Annotated in this window: 18 protein-coding genes; 8 read left to right on the top strand and 10 right to left on the bottom strand. The window is 54.2% G+C overall.

Annotated elements, in window-relative coordinates; all coding sequences use genetic code 11:
- Positions 1–8: 8 nt before the first annotated feature.
- Entirely contained in the window at positions 9–1319 is a 1311-nt protein-coding gene (locus HMPREF9538_RS05360) for an MFS transporter (RefSeq protein ID WP_004147047.1), read from the bottom strand.
- Between the two features lie 231 nt (positions 1320–1550).
- Here HMPREF9538_RS05360 and HMPREF9538_RS05365 point away from each other — a divergent pair, with 231 nt between their 5' ends.
- Positions 1551–2447 (top strand): LysR family transcriptional regulator, encoded by an 897-nt coding sequence (locus HMPREF9538_RS05365; RefSeq protein WP_002888455.1) that lies wholly within the window; start codon positions 1551–1553, stop codon positions 2445–2447.
- Positions 2448–2484: 37 nt separating this feature from the next.
- On the opposite strand, the gene aroD is transcribed toward HMPREF9538_RS05365, so the two are convergent.
- From aroD to leuL, 9 genes are all read right to left on the bottom strand, one after another.
- On the bottom strand, positions 2485–3240 hold the full coding sequence (aroD, locus tag HMPREF9538_RS05370) for a type I 3-dehydroquinate dehydratase (protein WP_004177420.1): 756 nt from the start codon (positions 3238–3240) through the stop codon (positions 2485–2487).
- Positions 3241–3270: 30 nt separating this feature from the next.
- Complete coding sequence (locus HMPREF9538_RS05375) at positions 3271–4485, bottom strand: MFS transporter (protein ID WP_004178591.1); 1215 nt, start codon at positions 4483–4485, stop codon at positions 3271–3273.
- A gap of 10 nt (positions 4486–4495) precedes the next feature.
- Positions 4496–5359 carry a shikimate dehydrogenase gene (locus HMPREF9538_RS05380; RefSeq protein ID WP_002888460.1) on the bottom strand — a complete coding sequence of 288 codons (864 nt, stop codon included), beginning with the start codon at positions 5357–5359 and terminating at the stop codon, positions 4496–4498.
- An 11-nt stretch (positions 5360–5370) separates the two neighbouring features.
- Positions 5371–7404, bottom strand: a complete 2034-nt coding sequence (locus HMPREF9538_RS05385; RefSeq protein WP_009485996.1) for an FAD-dependent oxidoreductase — start codon at positions 7402–7404, stop codon at positions 5371–5373.
- 395 nt (positions 7405–7799) lie between these two features.
- On the bottom strand, positions 7800–8405 hold the full coding sequence (leuD, locus tag HMPREF9538_RS05390) for a 3-isopropylmalate dehydratase small subunit (protein WP_002888481.1): 606 nt from the start codon (positions 8403–8405) through the stop codon (positions 7800–7802).
- Between the two features lie 10 nt (positions 8406–8415).
- Positions 8416–9816 (bottom strand): 3-isopropylmalate dehydratase large subunit, encoded by a 1401-nt coding sequence (gene leuC, locus HMPREF9538_RS05395; RefSeq protein ID WP_009485995.1) that lies wholly within the window; start codon positions 9814–9816, stop codon positions 8416–8418.
- Positions 9817–9818: 2 nt separating this feature from the next.
- On the bottom strand, positions 9819–10910 hold the full coding sequence (leuB, locus tag HMPREF9538_RS05400; protein ID WP_002888487.1) for a 3-isopropylmalate dehydrogenase: 1092 nt from the start codon (positions 10908–10910) through the stop codon (positions 9819–9821).
- Complete coding sequence (leuA, locus tag HMPREF9538_RS05405; protein WP_004178594.1) at positions 10910–12481, bottom strand: 2-isopropylmalate synthase; 1572 nt, start codon at positions 12479–12481, stop codon at positions 10910–10912. Before leuA ends, leuB begins: the two co-directional genes overlap by 1 nt.
- A gap of 95 nt (positions 12482–12576) precedes the next feature.
- On the bottom strand, positions 12577–12663 hold the full coding sequence (gene leuL, locus HMPREF9538_RS30480; protein WP_004222662.1) for a leu operon leader peptide: 87 nt from the start codon (positions 12661–12663) through the stop codon (positions 12577–12579).
- A 613-nt stretch (positions 12664–13276) separates the two neighbouring features.
- Here leuL and leuO point away from each other — a divergent pair.
- From leuO to ftsL, 7 genes are all read left to right on the top strand, one after another.
- Positions 13277–14245 (top strand): transcriptional regulator LeuO, encoded by a 969-nt coding sequence (gene leuO, locus HMPREF9538_RS05415; protein WP_004192013.1) that lies wholly within the window; start codon positions 13277–13279, stop codon positions 14243–14245.
- 394 nt (positions 14246–14639) lie between these two features.
- The gene (gene ilvI, locus HMPREF9538_RS05420; RefSeq protein ID WP_002888534.1) at positions 14640–16364 is read left to right on the top strand and encodes an acetolactate synthase 3 large subunit; all 1725 of its coding nucleotides are present in this window, start codon (positions 14640–14642) and stop codon (positions 16362–16364) included.
- A gap of 2 nt (positions 16365–16366) precedes the next feature.
- Positions 16367–16858 (top strand): acetolactate synthase small subunit, encoded by a 492-nt coding sequence (ilvN, locus tag HMPREF9538_RS05425; RefSeq protein WP_002888536.1) that lies wholly within the window; start codon positions 16367–16369, stop codon positions 16856–16858.
- 180 nt (positions 16859–17038) lie between these two features.
- Positions 17039–18043, top strand: a complete 1005-nt coding sequence (gene cra / locus HMPREF9538_RS05430) for a catabolite repressor/activator (RefSeq protein ID WP_004145952.1) — start codon at positions 17039–17041, stop codon at positions 18041–18043.
- A 640-nt stretch (positions 18044–18683) separates the two neighbouring features.
- Positions 18684–19142, top strand: coding sequence for a division/cell wall cluster transcriptional repressor MraZ (gene mraZ, locus HMPREF9538_RS05435; protein ID WP_002888541.1), 459 nt, complete (start codon positions 18684–18686; stop codon positions 19140–19142).
- Positions 19143–19144: 2 nt separating this feature from the next.
- A complete protein-coding gene (rsmH, locus tag HMPREF9538_RS05440; protein WP_002888547.1) occupies positions 19145–20086 on the top strand; it encodes a 16S rRNA (cytosine(1402)-N(4))-methyltransferase RsmH in 942 nt (313 codons plus the stop codon).
- Positions 20083–20448, top strand: a complete 366-nt coding sequence (gene ftsL, locus HMPREF9538_RS05445; protein WP_002888550.1) for a cell division protein FtsL — start codon at positions 20083–20085, stop codon at positions 20446–20448. The genes rsmH and ftsL overlap by 4 nt, the downstream gene beginning before the upstream one ends.
- The last annotated feature ends 6 nt before the right edge of the window (positions 20449–20454 follow it).

Below are 20454 nucleotides of genomic sequence, written 5' to 3'. Positions count from 1 at the left end.
GACCAGGCCTACTTGAGTTCGATACGCTTAATGTCGCCAATGATAAAAATGTAGGCAATCACCCCAATCAGCGCCGTCAGGCCGACGTAGATCAGCGCGTAAAAGAAATTACCCGTGGCGGAAATAATCACACCAATTATCAGTGGTGCGATAATCGAGGCCATATTGGCACAGAAATTAAATATGCCGCCGGTGAGGCCTGCCATATTTTCCGGGGCAATATCAGAAATTAAGGTCCAGCCCAGACCGACCATCCCCTGGCCAAAAAAAGCCACCGACATGATAATAATTACGGTGCTATTGGCGCTTACCCAATTCGCCGCGATAATACAGCTGGACAGCAATAAACCGGAAATTATTGGTAACTTTCGACTGATGTTGACGGAGCCGGTTCGCTTCAACAACCGGTCGGAGATCCAGCCGCCGAAGAGGATGCCAATCGCGGCGGCAAGGAAGGGCCAGGTGGCGAAGAAGCCGACGTGCAGCCATGGAAGATGGCGCTCGTTGGCGAGGTAGCTGGGAAACCACGTCAGGAAAAAGACCAGTGTGGTGTTGCCGGCGAACTGACCCAGGCTGGCGCCGAGGATCTGGCGACAGCCCAGCAGGCGTCTGGCGTCACGCCAGTTAAATGGAACGTTCTGGATTTTATTGTTAATGCCGTTTGCGCCGATATACTCCAGCTCCGCTTGATTAGCCGTGCGCGATTCATGCGGTTCATGATAAAAACGCCACCACACTAAAGTAAATAAAATACCTAATCCGCCGGTGAGGAAAAAAAGCGTTCTCCAGCCATGATGTTCGAGAATTAAAAATAACAGCGGCGAGAAAGCGGCCAGTCCTATATATTCACCAACTGTATATGTTGCCGTTGCCCGCGCGCGCTCATGCTGAGGGAACCAGGTGCTGACGATGCGGCTGTTGGCCGGAAAGCAGGGCGCTTCGCTGACGCCGAGTCCCAGGCGCAGAAGCAGCAGGGATTTTAGGCCGAGGGTGAAACTTTGCAGCAGGGTAAACAGCGACCAGAAGAAAATTGACAGGGCATAGGTCAGTTTGTTGCCAAAGCGGTCTAAAAACATCCCGCCGGGGATCTGCGCCAGCGCATAAGTCCAGGCGAAGGCGGAGAAGATGATGCCCATCATCGCCGGATCGATATGGATTTCTTTGCTTAACTGTGGCGCTACAATACCCAGGATGGTACGGTCGAGATAATTGATCATCGTTCCGACGGAAAGTAGCAGCAGAATAACTATCCGTACGCGGCTTCTTTTTTTCGCCCCCGATGTGGAAGTGAGGACTTCCTGAGAGTTTGACATACTCATAGCGAGTTCCTTTAAAGTTTAAAATATTTTTGCATATATTCTAATATGCAAAAATATCTCCAGGAGCTATAGGTAGTATCTATGAATGGCAATGCCTTGCGGCACATTCATGCCCTTCGTCAAATAATATTTGATGTAACGCCGATATTTACCCGTTCATGCGCATTATTGGTGGCTTGCATGGTATATTAGCGTCAGTGCATTTATTCTTATATTATACGGGTAAAAATAATGAACCTAAAGCAACTTTATTATTTTAAACGTCTGTCTGAAACTGAGCATTACACCGAAGCCGCCTCCAGTCTGTGCATCACCCAGCCCTCGCTAAGCCACGCGATATCGGAGCTGGAGAAGGAGTTAGGGGTCGCGCTATTCGCCAGACAGGGGCGGAACGTAAAAATTACCCAAAACGGCAAGCGTTTTTTGCCGTATGTTGAAGATGCGCTGGCCTCGCTGGAGAACGGACGCATGATATTGCAAAAAAATGGCGCTGAGAATAAAGAGAATATTCGCATCGCCTTTATTTACACGATGGGGGAGTATGTTGTTCCACAGTTAATTAATAAATATTCTCTTTCACCTGAATGTCACAATGTGACTTTTTCTTTTACTCAAGGGACATCGCTGACGCTGTTGCAGGAGCTGAAGGCCGGAAAAGTCGATCTGGCGATCTGCTCTTATATTGCCGATGAACCCGATATCGATTTTATTCCGGTGATCCAGCAGGAACTGGTGGTGGTCACGGCAAAGGATCATCCGCTGGCCCGGCTATATGAACATGAAGTCGATCTGGTGGAGACGATTCATTATCCGTATATCTATTTTTCAGAAAATAGCGGCTTACGTCCGTTTATCGATAATGTATTTATGCAGCAAAAGCTGGTGCCGGAGATCGCCTGCTATGTGGATGAGGATACGGCGATGGCCGGGCTGGTGAGTATTGACTACGGGATCGCGATTATGCCGCGCATCACCGCGCTCTCCTATTACAACGTCCATATCCTGAAGATTAAAAACACCATCCCCCCCCGCTATATCTATCTGGCGACCATGAAAGACAAGGGGCTCTCTCCGGCGCTGGAGTCATTTAAAAATGTGGTTATCCACGATAGCCAGAAGATCTGTTAACGGATGGCCCGGATGTGACCTCCGGGCCATCCGGATATCAGGAGAGAATATCCATCACTTCACGCAGCTTAGCGATGGCGATCTGCCCCGGCGCGGAGGCCTGACCAACGGTACCGAAGGTCATCGCCGAACCGAACAAGCGCCCGGTGACCCGGCTAACGCCACCGGATTTGCCCATCGACATGGTGATCAGCGGACGCGTCGCATACTTCTCTTTCATGGTCAGCGTGGCGGCCAGCAGGGTCAGAACATCCTGCGGCGACTGCGGCATCACCGCGATCTTCGGCAGATCGGCCCCCAGATCCTGCATGCGGCGCAGGCGATAGATAATATCTTCCTGAGCGGGGGTCTTATGGAAATCATGATTACTCATGATCACCTTGACGCCCGCGGCATGCGCATCGTCAACCAGCGCGCGGATCTGCGCTTCATCATTGAACAGTTCGATATCGATAACATCAACCAGTCCACTGCGTGCGGCCTCGCGGTTGAGCGCAAAATAGGCTTCGTCGCTGAGCTCGGTTTCGCCACCTTCTTTCTTACTGCGGAAGGTAAACAGCAGCGGAAGCGCTTTCAGCGCGCCACGGATTTCCGCCAGCGCGGCCATCACCTGGGCCATCTCTCTGACCTGGGCAAAGTGGTCAACGCGCCATTCGATAATATCGGCGCCGGCATCGACCAGGCCGTGGGCGTTACCCAGTATCTCATCCAGGGTTTTACCGATCAGCGGTACACAAATGAGGGTTTCCCCTTCCTGGAAGGTGATGTTCTTTACGGTTACTGCATTTGTCATGTAGGTATCCATTATTTTTCGCGTTGTACTTCAGGCGGTGACTGCGGTGCGTGACACTTTTTGCGCCGCCCGAGCCTGCAGTTGACGATAGCCGATGTACAGGGCGATCACAAAGCCGATAACGGCGATCAGAAAATCAAACCACATAATGCTGGCAATACTGATCTGCGAAAGCTTTGCGGTGATCAACGGGATCGTGAAGCTGGCGATACTGCCGGCGGTGTAGAAGATGCCGGTTGCTTTGCCTTTTCCGTTCGGGAAGCTCATCGCCATGATTGTCGCACCCAGCTGCAGCACTCCGCCAGCGGCGGCAAAGCCGATGACAAAAGCAAAGCCGGTCACCATCATCGGCGTCGGGAACAGGCACACCAGCAGCAGCGAAATCATCGACAGGCCAGTATAAATAATCATCGCAATGGCCGAGCTAAACACCTCTTTGACGAAGGCGGCAGTTACAAAGACGCAGACCAGCGAGCCGACGGTATAGATGCTAAGCAGTTTAATCGCCGAGGCATAGGGCAGGCCGACGACGAACTGGCCGTACTGCGCCAGCCATTGGCTGACCAGATAGAAGGTCGCCATGCCGATATAACCGTACAGGGTGAAGATCACCATATCCAGCTTATTAGCCTGTGGCCGGACGGCTGTTTCCGCCTGTGCCGTAGGGGCTTCCTCTTTTTTCGCCGCCTGGCTGTCAGGGAACGGCATTTTAAGCAGATAAATCCCGCTCAGTACAAAGAGCGCTGCCGCAATCACGAACGACCAGCCGAACCACAGATTTGCCCATATCAGGAAGCTGATAATGAACGGCAACAGGAACTGCCCTGCAGAGACGAAGGCTTTGATCAGCACGTTGGCCCGGCTGGCAGAGTGCGGGAAAGATTCCATCAGCGCCGGATAGGTACCGGAGTCGAGGAAGCTGTTCGCCAGGCCCGCCATAATGCCGAACACGTAAGCCAGATAGATATTTTTGGTCAGCAGGATGCCGACGAAAAAGATCAGGTAACTCAGGATCCCAAGATAGATAAAGGGCTTGCGACCGAAGCGATCCGACAGGAAGCCGGTCACGATGGTTGCCAGTTTGCCGATACCTAACGAGGAGATCACCACCGATACGCCAGCCGCGTCCGTTCCCCACTGTTCCTGAAGATGGGCCATGTTGAGGGTGATTAACAGCACCCCCATACCGTGGATCAGGTAGTTGAGGTACAGCCCTGCCGCAGTAGGGATGTATTTATTTTTCATCATTCGCCTCTTAGAACAGAATGCTCTTGATGTAATCAACCGGCATCTGTTTGCCCGTCCAGATTTCGAACGCGCGCGCGCCTTGCCACAGCATCATCCCCAGGCCGTTCAGCGTGCGGCAGCCTTTTTTCTCGGCCACTTCCAGCAGGTGGGTTTTGCGCGGGTTGTAGACGACGTCGGAGACGATCAGGTCCGGACGCAGGAAGCTGTCGTCAGGTAGCAGCATCTGGCCTTCGAACGGCTTCATGCCGACCCCGGTGGCATTGGTCAGGATCACGCTGCTGTCAATTTCGGCGCGCAGCTTGTCATGATCGTCGAGATCGAACAGATGGATCTCGCAGTCGGTGTTGTGGCGGATCTTGGCCACGGTTTCTTCTGCGTTAGCGAAGAATTTATCGCGACGGTTAAAGATGGAGATCGCCTTCACGCCATCCAGTGCTGCCTGGACGCAGAGCGCCGTTGCCGCGCCGCCGGCGCCGAGTACGGTCATCTTCTTGCCGATGATATCGATACCGGCTTCGCTAAGGGCGCGCATGTAGCCGGTGCCATCGGTGATATGTCCGGTCAGTACGCCGTCGTCGTTGACCACGGTATTGACCGCCCCGACCAGCTGTGCCGCCGGCGACAGTTTATCGAGATACTGGCAAATCTCGGTTTTGTTCGGCATAGAGACGTTAAAGCCGCGCAGCTTCATCGCCCGGAAGCCCTGCACCACGTCTTTTAGCTCCTGGTTACCGACTTCAAAAGCGAGATAGACGTAGTCCAGCCCGAGATGGGCGAAAGCCTCGTTGTGCATGGTGGGCGACATGCTGTGACGAATCGGGGTGGCGATCAGGCCAATCAGCTCAGTGTGTCCAGTAATACGTTCTGCCATGACAAAAATCCTCAATAAGTTAGAAAGGGAATTCGTTGTGCTTCGCGGCTGCCCAGCGCACCCATGTCTTCCAGTGCATCCAGTACGTTGCGGCCTTCGCGGACGCCATCGATAATGCGTCGCGCCATCACGCTGTCGCCGATGTTCATGATTTTGACGTTATTGGCATTGGCCCAGCGCTCGATCTCGTCGAGACCCGTCCGGTTGGCGCGCATCCCCAGACAGACAAAGCCGTAGTCGAAGGGAATATCGAAGGTTTGCTGTGTATTTTTCACCTGGAAATGGTCGGCAGCGACCGCCATCAGTTGGGTATTCATGTGCTGTTCGACCTGGTGCTCGTCGAGCATGGTCAACATGGCATTTTTGGTAATGATGTCGAGATCGCGGCCGGCGGCGTCCTGCATCTCGATTAGCACCGCCTGTGCGCCGCGAGCGGTAAAGTATTCGATAACGTCAAGGCCAACGGCGCCGGCGCCGACTACGGCGATGCGTTTGCCCTTGATATCGGTAAATTTCGCCAGATTGTCGATCATGCCGGTAATGGAAAAGATCTTGCCGTTCTCGACGTCAATGTTTTCCCGCAAGCCTTCAATGGGCGGCAGCAGCGGCGTTGAGCCGGTGGCGTTGACAATCAGATGCGGACGCAGGGCGGAAACTGAAGCCACGTCGGCCCGCTTGCCGATCTGCAGCATCAGGTTGTCCAGCGAGGCGATACGATTTTTCATAAACTGCGGGAAATCAGCGATGCGTTTTTTCTCCGGCAGGCGGGAGATTTCGCTGGCGAGGCCGCCGACGTGGTTTTTCGCTTCCAGCAGCCAGGTATGGCAACCAACTTCCGCCGCGGTGCAGGCGGCTTCCATCCCGGCGGTGCCGGCGCCGATGACCACCACGTTAGTGTCGCGATTCACGCGCCGCATTTTATAGGCGTCACCGTGAATAATATCCGGGTTAATCGAACAGCGCAGCGGGCGCGAGCGGGCGATGCGATGGTCGGCGCAGCCGATGTTGCAGGAGATACATTTGCGCATCAGACGCTCTTTTCCGCCTTGCACTTTCTGCACCCACTCCGGCTCGGCAATCAGACCGCGGCCAATGGCGATAAGATCGGCATCGCCGCTGGCGAGGATATCTTCGGCTACCTGCGGAGTGCGAATATTGCCGGCGATGACCGTGGGTTTATGGAATTTATCGCGCACCGCGCGGGAGAGATAGCGCTTCCAGCCATCCTCCAGCGACATCTGATCGATTTGCAGATTCAGGTTGTCGTTCTGCGCCGCAGAGACGTTGATGATATCGACCTTCTCCTGGCAGAGCTCAAGAATACGCAGGGAATCTTCGAGGGTATTGCCGCCCTTGAGGAAGTCGTCGGCGCTGATGCGCAGACTGACCGGAAAACGCGGCCCCACGCAGGCGCGAACCTTATCGACAATCAGACTCAGTATCCGAGTGCGATTTTCGATGCTGCCGCCAAATTCATCAGTGCGCTTATTAAACAGCGGCGATAAAAACTGGCTAATTAAATAGGAGTGACCGGCATGAATTTCGACGCAGTCAAAACCTGCGCGCCGAACGCGCTCCGCGGCGTCACCAAATTTCTCTACCGCATGATAAATTTCCTCATGGGTCATCGGACGCGGAATATTACCGTGCTTCTTCGACGGCGTTGTAGAAGAGGAGAGCGGCGTCTGGCCTTCCAGTCGGTAGGCATAAGCGGAAGCGCCGGCATGATTTAACTGAATGGATACGCAGGCGCCATGTTTATGCAGGGTCTCGGTTAATTTAAACAGCCGTGGAATATATTGATCGTTATCGATGCGCAGTTGGGTGGTGCCGTTGGAGGCGAAGGGGAAATCTATACAAATATTTTCGATGGTGATAAGCCCGGTGCCGCCTTTGGCCCGCAGTTCGTAGTATTCCAGCTGTTCCTGCGACACCTCGCCATTGAGCGTGGCCATATTGGTGCCCATAGGGGGCATAATAATGCGGTTTTTTAACGTCATACCGTTGATGGTCAACGGACTGAAAAGGTGCGGATAGTGGCTCATCTCTTCTCTCCACAGGAGGCCGGGAGGCCGATATGCGGGGCCCAGGCGTGTCCTTAGTTAATATTTCTCTGTGGCAAAAGATAACGAGGGGAAAAATCGAAAAATAATGCTTTTTTTTGTGCATAGCCATAGGGGTTCTCTATGAGATTAACGCTTTCTTCACATTCTTATATTTTTATATTAAACACTCGTGCCTTATTTTTACTTGCAGTGCAGGGAAAATACATAAACAGTGCTGGAGAAGGGGAGGAAAGCGGAATAATTCTTCTTTAGGCGGTAGGGCAGGGTGGCGGTAAGGTCTGACAATCAGCAAATTAAAATTAGTTTTTGTGCGTGAGATCGCAATTTTCTCCGCAATAAAATAAAAAGCCCGATCAAATGACCGGGCCCAAAGGTTAATTCATAAACGCCGGCAGCTTGCGTTCATAGTCGGAGATCGCCGCTTCATGCTGCAGCGTCAGGCCGATGCTATCCAGGCCGTTGAGCATGCAGTGGCGGCGGAAATCGTCGATCTTAAAGCTGTAGGTTTTATCCCCGGCTTTAACTACCTGCGCTTCCAGATCCACTTCAAACGTAATGCCCGGGTTGGCCTGCACCAGCTTGAACAGCTCATCGACCTGCTCGTCGCTCAGGGTCACCGGCAGCAGCTGGTTATTGAAGCTGTTGCCGTAAAAGATATCGGCAAAGCTCGGGGCGATAACGACCTTAAAGCCGTAATCGGTCAGCGCCCACGGCGCGTGCTCGCGCGAGGAGCCGCAGCCGAAGTTTTCCCGCGCCAGCAGTATCGATGCCCCCTGGTACTCAGGAAAATTCAGCACGAACTCCGGGTTCGGCTGTTGACCTTTATCGTCGAGAAAGCGCCAGTCGTTAAACAGGTGCGCGCCAAAGCCGGTGCGGGTGACCTTCTGCAAAAATTGCTTAGGGATGATCGCGTCGGTATCGACGTTTGCAGCATCCAGCGGAACCACCAGGCCGGTATGTTGGGTAAATTTCTCTGCCATGATGGTCTCCTTACTTCAGATTACGGATATCGGCGAAATGGCCGGTAACGGCTGCCGCCGCGGCCATTGCCGGGCTCACCAGGTGCGTGCGTCCGCCGCGGCCCTGACGGCCTTCAAAGTTACGGTTGCTGGTTGAGGCACAGCGTTCGCCCGGATTCAGGCGATCATTATTCATTGCCAGACACATAGAGCAACCAGGTAAGCGCCACTCAAAGCCGGCTTCGATAAAGATCTTATCCAGACCTTCCGCTTCCGCCTGCGCTTTCACCGGACCAGAACCCGGCACCACCAGCGCCTGGACGCCCGGCGCCACTTTACGCCCTTTAGCGATTTCCGCCGCGGCGCGTAAATCTTCGATGCGCGAGTTGGTGCAGGAGCCGATAAACACTTTATCGATAGCGACTTCCGTCAGCGGGATCCCGGATTTCAGCCCCATATAGGCCAGCGCTTTTTCGGCGCTGGCGCGTTCCACCGGATCGTTGAACGACGCTGGATCGGGGATGTTATCCGTCACCGAGATCACCTGGCCCGGGTTGGTGCCCCAGGTCACCTGCGGGGCAATTTCCGCCGCCTGCAGCGTCACCACGGTATCAAACGTCGCGCCGTCGTCGGTTTTCAGGGTTTTCCAGTACGCTACGGCATCGTCAAAATCTTTGCCTTTCGGCGCATGCAGACGGCCGCGTACGTAATTGAAGGTGGTTTCGTCCGGCGCGACCAGGCCCGCTTTGGCGCCCATCTCGATCGCCATGTTGCACAGGGTCATACGCCCTTCCATGCTCAGATCGCGGATCGCTTCGCCGCAGAACTCAACCACATGGCCGGTGCCGCCGGCGCTACCGGTTTTACCAATGATGGCCAGCACGATATCTTTGGCGGTAATGCCCGGCGCCGCTTTGCCCTGGACTTCGATTTTCATGGTCTTCGCGCGGCCCTGTTTCAGGGTCTGGGTTGCCAGAACATGCTCCACTTCGGAGGTGCCGATACCGAACGCCAGCGCACCGAACGCGCCGTGGGTGGCGGTATGGGAGTCACCGCACACGATCGTCATCCCCGGCAGGGTAACCCCTTGTTCCGGGCCCATGACGTGGACGATGCCCTGATACGGGTGGTTCAGGTCGTACAGTTCAACGCCGAACTCTTTACAGTTCTTAATCAGCTCCTGCATCTGAATGCGGGCCATCTCACCGGACGCGTTAATGTCTTTGGTCTGCGTCGAGACGTTATGATCCATGGTAGCGAAGGTTTTACCCGGCTGGCGCACCTGGCGGCCATGGGCGCGCAGACCGTCAAACGCCTGCGGAGAGGTGACTTCGTGCACCAGATGGCGGTCGATATACAGCAGCGGGGTTTCGTTCTGCGCCTCATACACTACGTGCGCATCAAATAATTTTTCGTATAACGTCTTCGCCATGATTACACCCCTTCTGCGACATAGCGGGCAATAATATCGCCCATTTCATCAGTGCTGACCGCCGCCGTGCCGCGCGCTAAGTCGCCGGTTCGAACCCCTTCTTCTAAGGCGCGGTTGATCGCGTTTTCAATGGCGGTCGCCGCTTCGTCAGCGTCGAGGCTGTAGCGCAGCAGCAGAGCCAGGGAGAGGATCTGCGCGATCGGGTTGGCGATATTTTTGCCGGCGATATCCGGTGCGGAACCGCCCGCCGGCTCGTACAGGCCAAAACCTTGTTCATTGAGGCTGGCGGACGGCAGCATACCCATCGAGCCGGTGATCATCGCGCACTCGTCGGAGAGGATGTCGCCAAACAGGTTGGAGCACAGCAGCACGTCGAACTGGGACGGATCTTTAATCAGCTGCATGGTGGCGTTATCGATATACATATGCGCCAGCTCAACGTCCGGATACTCCTTGCCGATCTCGCTGACGATTTCGCGCCACAGGATGGAGGACTGCAGAACGTTGGCCTTATCGATGGAAGTCACTTTGTGACGACGCTTGCGGGCGGATTCAAAAGCGATGCGCGCGATACGCTCGATCTCAAAGCGGTGATACACCTCGGTATCAAAGGCTTTCTCATGCTGACCGCTGCCTTCGCGGCCTTTCGGCTGGCCGAAGTAGATGCCGCCGGTCAGTTCGCGTACGCAGAGAATGTCGAAGCCGTTAGCAGCGATGTCGGCGCGCAGCGGGCAGAACTCTTCCAGCCCCTGATACAGTTTGGCCGGGCGCAGGTTGCTGAACAGTTTAAAGTGTTTACGCAGCGGCAGCAGCGCGCCACGCTCTGGTTGTTCCGCCGGCGGCAGGTGCTCCCATTTCGGACCGCCAACGGAGCCGAACAGGATCGCATCCGCCTGCTCGCATCCGGCGACGGTCGCCTGCGGCAGGGGAGTTCCCTGACGGTCGATGGCCGCCCCGCCAACGTCATACTGGCTGGTGGTAATGTGCATGGCAAAACGTTGGCGTACGGCTTCCAGTACTTTCATCGCCTGGTTCATCACTTCCGGGCCAATGCCATCACCCGGCAAAACGGCAATATGGTAATTCTTCGACATTACACGGTTTCCTTATTGTTCTCTTTATTCTGAGCTTTGCGTTGCAATTCTTTTTCGACTTCGGCGGCGCGCCAGATGTTGTTCAGCACGTGAACCATCGCTTTGGCTGACGACTCTACGATATCCGTTGCCAGACCAACGCCATGGAAGCGGCGGCCATTGTAGTCAACGACGATATCCACCTGGCCCAGGGCGTCTTTGCCGTGGCCTTTCGCGCTTAAGCCATACTTCACTAATTCAATGTTGTAGTCGGTGACGCGATTAATCGCCTGGTAGATAGCATCGACCGGACCGTTGCCGTTGGCGGCTTCGGTTTTGATCTCATCCCCGCAGACCAGTTTGATCGAGGCGGTGGCGATATCGCTGGATCCGGATTGGACGTTGAAGTAATCCAGGCGGAAATGCTCTGGCTCTTCCTGCTGCTTGTTGATAAAGGCCAGCGCTTCCAGATCGTAATCGAAGACCTGGCCTTTTTTGTCCGCCAGCTTCAGGAATGCGTCGTACAGATGATCCAGGTTGTAATCGCTCTCCTGGTAGCCCATCTCTTCCATCCGGTGTTTCACCGCCGCGCGGCCGGAGCGGGAAGTCAGGTTCAGTTGCACCTGGTTCAGGCCGATAGATTCCGGGGTCATGATCTCGTAGTTTTCGCGGTTCTTCAGCACGCCGTCCTGGTGAATGCCGGAGGAGTGGGCGAAGGCGCCGGTGCCGACGATGGCCTTGTTCGCCGGGATCGGCATATTGCAGATCTGGCTGACGGTCTGGCTGGTGCGCCAGATTTCATGATGATTAATGTTGGTGTGCACGTTCATGATGTCTTTACGCACTTTGATCGCCATGATCACTTCTTCCAGCGCGCAGTTGCCGGCGCGTTCGCCGATACCGTTCATCGCACCTTCTACCTGGCGCGCACCGGCGTGGACCGCGGCGAGGGCGTTACCGACAGCGATGCCCAGATCATCATGGGTGTGGACGGAAATAATTGCTTTGTCGATATTCGGCACGCGATCATACAGGCCGCTGATGATGTTGGCATATTCGAACGGCATGGTATAGCCGACGGTATCCGGGATATTAATGGTGGTGGCGCCGGCGTTGATCGCCGCTTCCACGACGCGAGCCAGATCGGCAATCGGCGTACGGCCGGCGTCTTCACAGGAGAACTCAACGTCGTCAGTGTAGTTGCGTGCCCGCTTCACCATATAGATTGCGCGCTCAATAACCTCATCCAGCGTACTGCGCAGTTTGGTGGCGATATGCATCGGCGAGGTGGCAATAAAGGTATGAATACGGAAAGCCTCGGCCACTTTTAACGATTCCGCCGCCACGTCGATATCTTTCTCAACGCAGCGCGCCAGGGCGCACACGCGGCTGTTTTTAATGGTGCGCGCGATGGTTTGCACCGATTCAAAATCGCCCGGCGAGGATACCGGGAAACCGACTTCCATTACGTCGACCCCCATTCGCTCAAGGGCCAGTGCGATCTGCAGCTTCTCTTTGACACTCAGGCTTGCCTGTAACGCTTGTTCGCCATCACGTAAGGTCGTATCGAAAATAATGACTTGCTGGCTCATGGTTTGGATCCTTAGTCTGTGTCCTGGCGCCTTGTTGACGAGCATAAAAAAACCCGCGCCAAGGCGCGGGTTTTATAGTCTTGCTGGAAGATGACTTAACGCTGAACGTCGCCCAACAGCCTACCGCGCAAATGGCATGCGTTTAGTAGTAGTAGGCTGGTGATACGAGCGGTGCGAATCATTGCGTCAAACTCCAGATGAAATCGTTATGCTTTTAGAGTTACTGGATAGCCGTTTTAAAGTCAACCCCTGGCATGGAAAAAGCGTTTTGGGCTGACTAAATGAATTAGCAAAATGTGCTGATGTAAGCCCCATTTTGCCGAAGATCCTATTTTGGACCGAAGGCGGTTTATCCCCATTTGTTTCATTTGAAAAAGTGCTTTGCATTCAAGGCATCGTCGAACAGGTGTCGCCAATGAAGGGACAAAAAACGGTATCTGGATGAAAATATTAAATTTATTTTCCCTGTGAATGTATTCGAACGCTAGCGGATTATTTTTCAATGATAAAGGCTTGTTAATTTTATGGAGGGAAAAATAAAATACTTTATTATTGCTTAAGTTACAGTTAACTCGTGGTGCTGTTTTTATTTTTATGGATTATGGTTACACTTATCATCATTAAGTAATCAGTATGGTTTGAGCGGCTCAGTTTTTTGATCAGGACCGTTTCTTCACTGCCACTCATAGCCTTGATATATTCCTAAAAATTTCTTTTGCTATTTTGTAAATGTCATTTGCATGGTAAATGATATTTTCGGCGCTAATTATAGCGGTTTAGTGAAGGGAATTCATCGTGACGGCGGAATTAGATATGTTAATTGAAACTCCAGAATATAAATCAGCCCCCGGACAGGAAGTCGTTAAACCTCAACTACGGATGGTTGATCTCAATCTGCTTACCGTTTTTGATGCGGTTATGCAAGAGCAGAATATTACTCGTGCCGCCCATACGCTCGGCATGTCACAACCCGCGGTGAGCAATGCGGTTTCACGACTGAAAGTGATGTTTAATGATGAGCTTTTTGTGCGCTATGGCCGCGGTATTCAGCCGACGGCGCGCGCCTATCAGCTGTTTGGCTCGGTACGCCAGGCGCTGCAGCTGGTCCAAAACGAATTGCCAGGCTCCGGTTTTGAACCACTGAGCAGTGAGCGCGTGTTCCATCTGTGCGTCTGCAGCCCGCTGGATAACATCCTGACGTCGGTTATTTTTAATAAAGTTGCAGAGATAGCACCCAATATTCATTTAGTCTTTAAGTCTGCGCTGAATCAAAATACGGAACATCAGCTACGTTATCAGGAAACAGAATTCGTAATCGGTTATGAAGAGTTCCGTCGCCCTGAGTTTGCCTGCGTTCCGTTATTTAAAGACGAAATGGTCCTGGTCGCCAGTCGCAACCATCCGCGTATTTCCGGGCCGATGATGGAGGCGGATATTTATCGCGAGGAGCATGCCGCCGTTGCTCTCGACCGGTATGCCTCATTTAGTTTGCCGTGGTATGACACGGCCGATAAACAAGCGCGTATCGCCTATCAGGGTAATGCGATGGTCAGCGTATTAAACGTAGTATCGCAAACCCAGATGGTGGCCATTGCCCCGCGCTGGCTGGCAGATGAATTTGCTGACAAGCTTGCCCTGCAAATATTACCTTTGCCGTTGAAGGTCAACAGTCGGACCTGCTATCTCTCCTGGCACGAAGCCGCTGGTCGTGATAAAGGCCACCAGTGGATGGAAGAGCTGTTGGTGGACATTTGCAAGCGCTGACCCAACGACGATAGATAGCAAAGGAGCTTCGGCTCCTTTTTTTATATGACATAAATCAAATAAAGCAGAATTTTATTCTGTTTACCTTGCGCGAGGGGTTCGTTGTGTTCGTGAAAAATGGATCTATTCCTGTTATCACCCTTTTTCGCCGAGTATTTACCATTCTCTTTTCTTATCTCTGAAGCAATTCACCATATTTTCCCCTCACCGCTTTCTTTTCTTCTTATTCAAGAAATAAGGCCTCAGCTGCGGCGAATTGCCTGCCTGCTGGCGAGCAGTTATGGTAGTGGCATGCAGTACATTCACCTCAATGCGGAGGACCACTCCTTCGCATCGTGCGAGCGCGCGGAAATTGAGTTCCGCTGTCGTAAAACAATAAGCCTGGAGGCAAACCATGGAGATGTTGTCAGGAGCCGAGATGGTCGTCCAATCGCTTGTCGATCAGGGCGTCAAGCAAGTATTCGGCTATCCCGGAGGCGCAGTCCTCGATATCTATGATGCGTTACATACCCTTGGCGGTATCGATCATGTGCTGGTTCGTCACGAGCAGGCGGCGGTGCATATGGCGGATGGCCTGGCGCGGGCGACCGGGGAGGTCGGCGTGGTGCTGGTGACCTCTGGGCCTGGGGCGACGAACGCCATCACTGGCATTGCGACAGCCTATATGGACTCTATTCCGTTGGTGATCCTCTCGGGGCAGGTAGCCACCTCGCTTATCGGCTACGATGCCTTCCAGGAGTGCGACATGGTGGGGATTTCCCGTCCGGTGGTGAAGCACAGTTTCCTGGTGAAGCAGACCGAAGATATTCCCGGCGTGCTGAAGAAAGCCTTCTGGCTGGCGGCCAGCGGTCGCCCCGGTCCGGTAGTGGTCGATCTGCCGAAGGATATTCTCAATCCGGCGAAGAAGCTGCCTTACGTCTGGCCGGACGCAGTGAGCATGCGCTCGTATAACCCAACCACCAGTGGCCATAAAGGGCAGATTAAACGCGCCCTGCAGACCCTGGTGGCCGCAAGTAAGCCGGTCGTCTACGTCGGCGGCGGGGCGATCAATGCGCATTGCGAACCTCAGCTGCGCGAGCTGGTGGAAAAACTGAAGCTGCCGGTGGCCTCATCCTTGATGGGACTTGGCGCTTTCCCGGCGACACACTCGCAGGCGCTGGGGATGCTGGGGATGCACGGCACCTATGAAGCCAACATGACCATGCACCACTCGGACGTGATTTTTGCCGTCGGCGTTCGCTTTGACGACCGGACCACCAATAACCTGGCCAAGTATTGTCCGAACGCGACGGTACTGCATATTGATATCGATCCGACTTCAATCTCGAAAACCGTGCCGGCAGATGTGCCGATCGTCGGCGATGCCCGGCTGGTGCTGGAGCAGATGCTGGAGCTGCTGGAGCAGGAGGAAGCGCAGCAGCCGCTGGACGACATTCGCGACTGGTGGCAACAGATCGAGCAGTGGCGTGCCCGTCATTGTCTGCGCTACGACGACCAGAGCGATAAAATCAAACCGCAGGCGGTAATTGAAACTATCTGGCGGCTGACCCAGGGCGATGCCTACGTCACTTCCGATGTGGGTCAGCATCAGATGTTCGCCGCCCTGTATTACCCCTTCGATAAACCGCGGCGCTGGATTAACTCCGGTGGTCTCGGCACAATGGGCTTTGGCCTACCGGCTGCGCTGGGGGTCAAAATGGCTCTGCCGGACGAAATGGTTGTCTGCGTGACCGGTGACGGCAGTATCCAGATGAACATTCAGGAACTCTCCACTGCGCTGCAGTATGAGCTGCCGGTCCTGGTGCTTAACCTCAACAACCGCTATCTCGGGATGGTGAAGCAGTGGCAGGATATGCTCTATTCCGGGCGTCACTCGCAGTCCTATATGGAATCGCTACCGGACTTTGTCCGTCTGGCGGAAGCCTATGGTCACGTCGGGATCCGCATCAGCGAGCCGCAGGAGCTGGAGACGAAGCTTGCTGAAGCTCTGGAGCAGGTGCGCCAGCGTCGGCTGGTGTTTGTCGATGTGACCGTCGACGGCAGTGAGCATGTGTACCCCATGCAGATCCGCGGCGGCGGCATGGATGAAATGTGGTTGAGCAAAACGGAGAGGACCTGATTATGCGCCGGATATTATCGGTATTACTGGAAAACGAATCGGGTGCATTGTCCCGCGTTATCGGCCTCTTTTCCCAGCGTGGCTATAATATAGAAAGCCTGACTGTCGCGCCGACGGACGATCCCACTCTCTCCAGAATGACCATTCAGACCGTGGGCGATGAAAAAGCGATTGAGCAGATTGAAAAGCAACTGCACAAGCTGGTGGATGTCCTGCGTGTCAGCGAGCTGGGGCAGGGGGCTCATGTTGAACGCGAAATTATGCTGGTGAAGGTTCAGGCCAGCGGCTATGGCCGTGAAGAAGTGAAGCGCAACACCGAAATCTTCCGCGGACAGATTATCGACGTGACGCCTTCTATCTATACCGTCCAGCTCGCCGGCACCAGCGATAAGCTGGATGCATTTCTGGCCTCGCTGCGCGATGTCGCTCGGATTGTGGAAGTGGCTCGCTCCGGCGTGGTCGGCCTGTCTCGCGGTGATAAAATCATGCGCTAAGGATCGGGAACTGCTGTAAAAATAGCCCGGCAGAGACTGTCGGGCTTTTTTTTTGCGAAATCAGTAGGAACTGTAAGCGAAAGCGGTTGCTGCGCTAACTATTCTGCGCTTAGATGTTATAAAAAGGATTCCATACCTGAATAATGGTTATGTTTGGCACTTCTTACCCAAGGGGCAATTGTGAAACTGGATGAAATCGCCCGGCTGGCCGGTGTTTCAAGAACCACCGCGAGCTATGTGATTAATGGCAAAGCGAAGCAGTACCGCGTAAGCGATAAAACGGTCGAAAAAGTGATGGCTGTGGTGCGAGAGCACAACTATCACCCAAATGCGGTCGCTGCTGGCCTGCGTGCAGGACGCACACGCTCTATCGGTCTGGTGATCCCGGATCTGGAAAACACCAGCTATACCCGGATTGCAAATTATCTCGAACGTCAGGCGCGTCAGCGCGGCTATCAGCTGCTGATTGCCTGCTCGGAGGATCAGCCCGATAACGAGATGCGCTGCATCGAGCATCTGCTGCAGCGCCAGGTGGACGCTATCATTGTCTCTACTTCGCTGCCGCCGGAACATCCATTTTATCAGCGCTGGGCTAACGACCCGTTTCCGATTGTCGCCCTCGACCGCGCCCTCGATCGCGAGCACTTCACCAGCGTGGTTGGCGCTGACCAGGATGACGCCGAGATGCTCGCAGCTGAGCTGCGGACGTTTCCTGGCGAAACGGTGCTCTATCTCGGCGCGCTGCCGGAGCTGTCGGTGAGCTTCCTGCGCGAACAGGGCTTCCGTAAAGCCTGGCAGGACGATCCGCGTGAGGTGCATTATCTCTATGCCAACAGCTATGAGCGCGAAGCGGCGGCCCAGCTGTTTGAGAAATGGCTTGAAACCCATCCGATGCCACAGGCGCTGTTTACCACCTCTTTCCCGCTGCTGCAGGGCGTAATGGATGTGACCTTGCGTCGCGAGGGTAAACTGCCCTCCGAGCTGGCGATCGCCACCTTCGGTGATAATGAGCTGCTCGATTTTCTGCAGTGTCCGGTACTGGCCGTGGCCCAGCGTCATCGCGATGTCGCTGAGCGGGTGCTGGAGATCGTCCTCGCCAGCCTCGACGAACCTCGCAAGCCGAAGCCGGGTCTTAGCCGTATTCGCCGTAATCTCTATCGTCGCGGTAGCCTGAATCGCCGCTAAGGGCGCCATATCGCCAGCGCCCAGGTATAAACCTGGCAGGCCTGACCGTAAGCAGGCCGCTGGCGATAAATCAGGCAATTGACGTGCAAAATGCAAAACTGAATATATTTCAGACAAATCCCTAAACTTCTTTACGCGTTATTTTATTTTATTCACTGACCATCGTTTTGTGACTCCAAATGGGGTACAAAAAATGACTGCGCGGACTTTAATTGTATTATTTTGTTACATTCATCAGGTTAATTGCTGAATTAACACTCATTTTGTACGCGCCACGCTTTCTTCCCCGTCATATCCCGCGCCTGGCCAGTCCCTCTGCCAGCAACAGGTACTGTTAACGGCCGGCATAATGGCCTAAAATGCCGCTCGCGTCGCAAACTGACACTTTATATTTTCCCGCCGAAGATATTCTGTTGTTTATAACTGTTACGAGTTTGTTGGTTATTTTCTTACACGTATTCATAACGTTAATTTGCCTCGCCTGTTGATGATTTTTTCATCAGGGCTAATGTCGGCTGTAAATAATGGGTTTTTGAGCTCCGTTGGCATCCGTGCTGGCTTGACAAGCTTTTCCTCCGCTCCGTAAACTCCTTCTGGTGGGAATTTGTGGGGTAAAGTGGCGAAAAGGGGTGAGGCTGGCATGTTCCGTGGAGCAACGTTAGTCAATCTCGACAGCAAAGGCCGCCTGGCCGTGCCAACGCGCTATCGTGAAGGGCTGATCGAGGACGCTGCCGGTCAATTGGTATGCACCATTGACATTCATCACCCGTGCCTGCTGCTTTATCCATTGCCTGAATGGGAAGTCATCGAGCAGAAATTGTCGCGTTTATCGAGCATGAATCCCGTTGAGCGGCGCGTACAGCGTTTGCTTTTGGGTCATGCCAGCGAATGTCAGATGGATAATGCCGGCCGCTTGCTGATTGCGCCGGTGTTACGGCAGCATGCCGGGCTGACAAAAGAAGTGATGCTGGTCGGGCAGTTTAATAAATTTGAACTGTGGGATGAAACGACCTGGTATCAACGGGTCAAGGAAGATATCGACGCTGAGCAGTCCGCGACCGGTGAACTGTCGGAGCGCCTGCAGGATTTGTCCTTATAAAAATGATGGAAAATTATAAACATACTACGGTACTTCTGGATGAAGCCGTCAACGGCCTCAATATTCGTCCAGACGGTATCTATATTGATGGTACTTTTGGCCGCGGCGGTCACTCGCGCCTGATCCTCTCCCGGCTGGGTGCGGAAGGACGCTTGCTGGCCATCGATCGCGACCCGCAGGCGATTGCCGTCGCGCAAACCATCGATGACCCCCGCTTTTCCATCGTACATGGTCCCTTTTCACAACTCGCTGAGTACGTCGGCGAGCGCAATCTTACCGGTAAGATCGACGGCATTCTGCTCGATCTCGGCGTCTCTTCCCCGCAGCTTGACGATGCGGAACGCGGCTTTTCCTTTATGCGTGACGGGCCGCTGGATATGCGCATGGATCCGACGCGCGGTCAGTCCGCGGCCGAATGGCTGCAGACGGCTGAAGAAGACGATATCGCCTGGGTGATTAAAACCTTTGGCGAAGAGCGTTTCGGCAAACGTATCGCCCGCGCGATCGTCGAACGTAATCGCATTCAGCCGATGACCCGCACCAAAGAGCTGGCGGAAGTCATCGCCGCGGCGATGCCGGTAAAAGATAAGCACAAACATCCCGCGACCCGTACCTTCCAGGCGGTGCGCATATGGGTAAACAGTGAACTGGAGGAGATAGAGCAGGCGCTAAAAAGCTCGCTCAGCGTGCTGGCCCCGGGCGGGCGGCTGTCGATCATTAGTTTTCATTCGCTGGAAGATCGCATTGTGAAGCGCTTTATGCGTGAGCAAAGCCGCGGTCCGCAGGTTCCGGCGGGAATACCGATGACCGAAGCGCAGCTCAAAAAACTGGGCGGCCGTGAGTTGCGAGCACTAGGCAAGTTGATGCCGGGCGAAGAAGAGGTGGCAGAGAATCCACGCGCCCGTAGTTCAGTGCTGCGTATCGCAGAGAGGACGAACGCATGATCGGCAGAGTGACAGAGGCCTTAAGCAAGGTTAAAGGGTCGATTGGAAGCAACGAGCGCCATGCTTTGCCTGGCGTGATCGGGGACGACCTTCTGCGGTTTGGGAAACTGCCACTCTGCCTGTTCATTTGCATCATTATTACGGCGATTACCGTGGTCACCACTGCGCATCACACGCGCCTGTTGACCGCGCAGCGTGAACAGCTGGTTCTGGAGCGCGACGCCCTGGATATTGAGTGGCGCAACCTGATCCTCGAAGAGAACGCGCTCGGCGATCACAGTCGGGTTGAGCGGATCGCGACCGAGAAGTTACAGATGCAACACGTCGATCCATCACAAGAAAATATCGTTGTACAGAAATAAGGATTA

The organism is Klebsiella sp. MS 92-3 (assembly GCF_000195655.1).
In the GTDB taxonomy this organism is placed as follows: domain Bacteria; phylum Pseudomonadota; class Gammaproteobacteria; order Enterobacterales; family Enterobacteriaceae; genus Klebsiella; species Klebsiella pneumoniae.
This window is presented reverse-complemented; position numbering and strand designations above follow the sequence as displayed.

Excerpts from the sequence above, each read along its gene's own strand:
- HMPREF9538_RS05360 (WP_004147047.1), bottom strand. The coding sequence starts at position 1,319 with ATGAGTATGTCAAACTCTCAGGAAGTCCTCACTTCCACATCGGGGGCG.
- HMPREF9538_RS05365 (WP_002888455.1), top strand. The coding sequence starts at position 1,551 with ATGAACCTAAAGCAACTTTATTATTTTAAACGTCTGTCTGAAACTGAG.
- aroD (WP_004177420.1), bottom strand. The coding sequence starts at position 3,240 with ATGACAAATGCAGTAACCGTAAAGAACATCACCTTCCAGGAAGGGGAA.
- HMPREF9538_RS05375 (WP_004178591.1), bottom strand. The coding sequence starts at position 4,485 with ATGAAAAATAAATACATCCCTACTGCGGCAGGGCTGTACCTCAACTAC.
- HMPREF9538_RS05380 (WP_002888460.1), bottom strand. The coding sequence starts at position 5,359 with ATGGCAGAACGTATTACTGGACACACTGAGCTGATTGGCCTGATCGCC.
- HMPREF9538_RS05385 (WP_009485996.1), bottom strand. The coding sequence starts at position 7,404 with ATGAGCCACTATCCGCACCTTTTCAGTCCGTTGACCATCAACGGTATG.
- leuD (WP_002888481.1), bottom strand. The coding sequence starts at position 8,405 with ATGGCAGAGAAATTTACCCAACATACCGGCCTGGTGGTTCCGCTGGAT.
- leuC (WP_009485995.1), bottom strand. The coding sequence starts at position 9,816 with ATGGCGAAGACGTTATACGAAAAATTATTTGATGCGCACGTAGTGTAT.
- leuB (WP_002888487.1), bottom strand. The coding sequence starts at position 10,910 with ATGTCGAAGAATTACCATATTGCCGTTTTGCCGGGTGATGGCATTGGC.
- leuA (WP_004178594.1), bottom strand. The coding sequence starts at position 12,481 with ATGAGCCAGCAAGTCATTATTTTCGATACGACCTTACGTGATGGCGAA.
- leuL (WP_004222662.1), bottom strand. The coding sequence starts at position 12,663 with ATGATTCGCACCGCTCGTATCACCAGCCTACTACTACTAAACGCATGC.
- ilvI (WP_002888534.1), top strand. The coding sequence starts at position 14,640 with ATGGAGATGTTGTCAGGAGCCGAGATGGTCGTCCAATCGCTTGTCGAT.
- ilvN (WP_002888536.1), top strand. The coding sequence starts at position 16,367 with ATGCGCCGGATATTATCGGTATTACTGGAAAACGAATCGGGTGCATTG.
- mraZ (WP_002888541.1), top strand. The coding sequence starts at position 18,684 with ATGTTCCGTGGAGCAACGTTAGTCAATCTCGACAGCAAAGGCCGCCTG.
- rsmH (WP_002888547.1), top strand. The coding sequence starts at position 19,145 with ATGATGGAAAATTATAAACATACTACGGTACTTCTGGATGAAGCCGTC.
- ftsL (WP_002888550.1), top strand. The coding sequence starts at position 20,083 with ATGATCGGCAGAGTGACAGAGGCCTTAAGCAAGGTTAAAGGGTCGATT.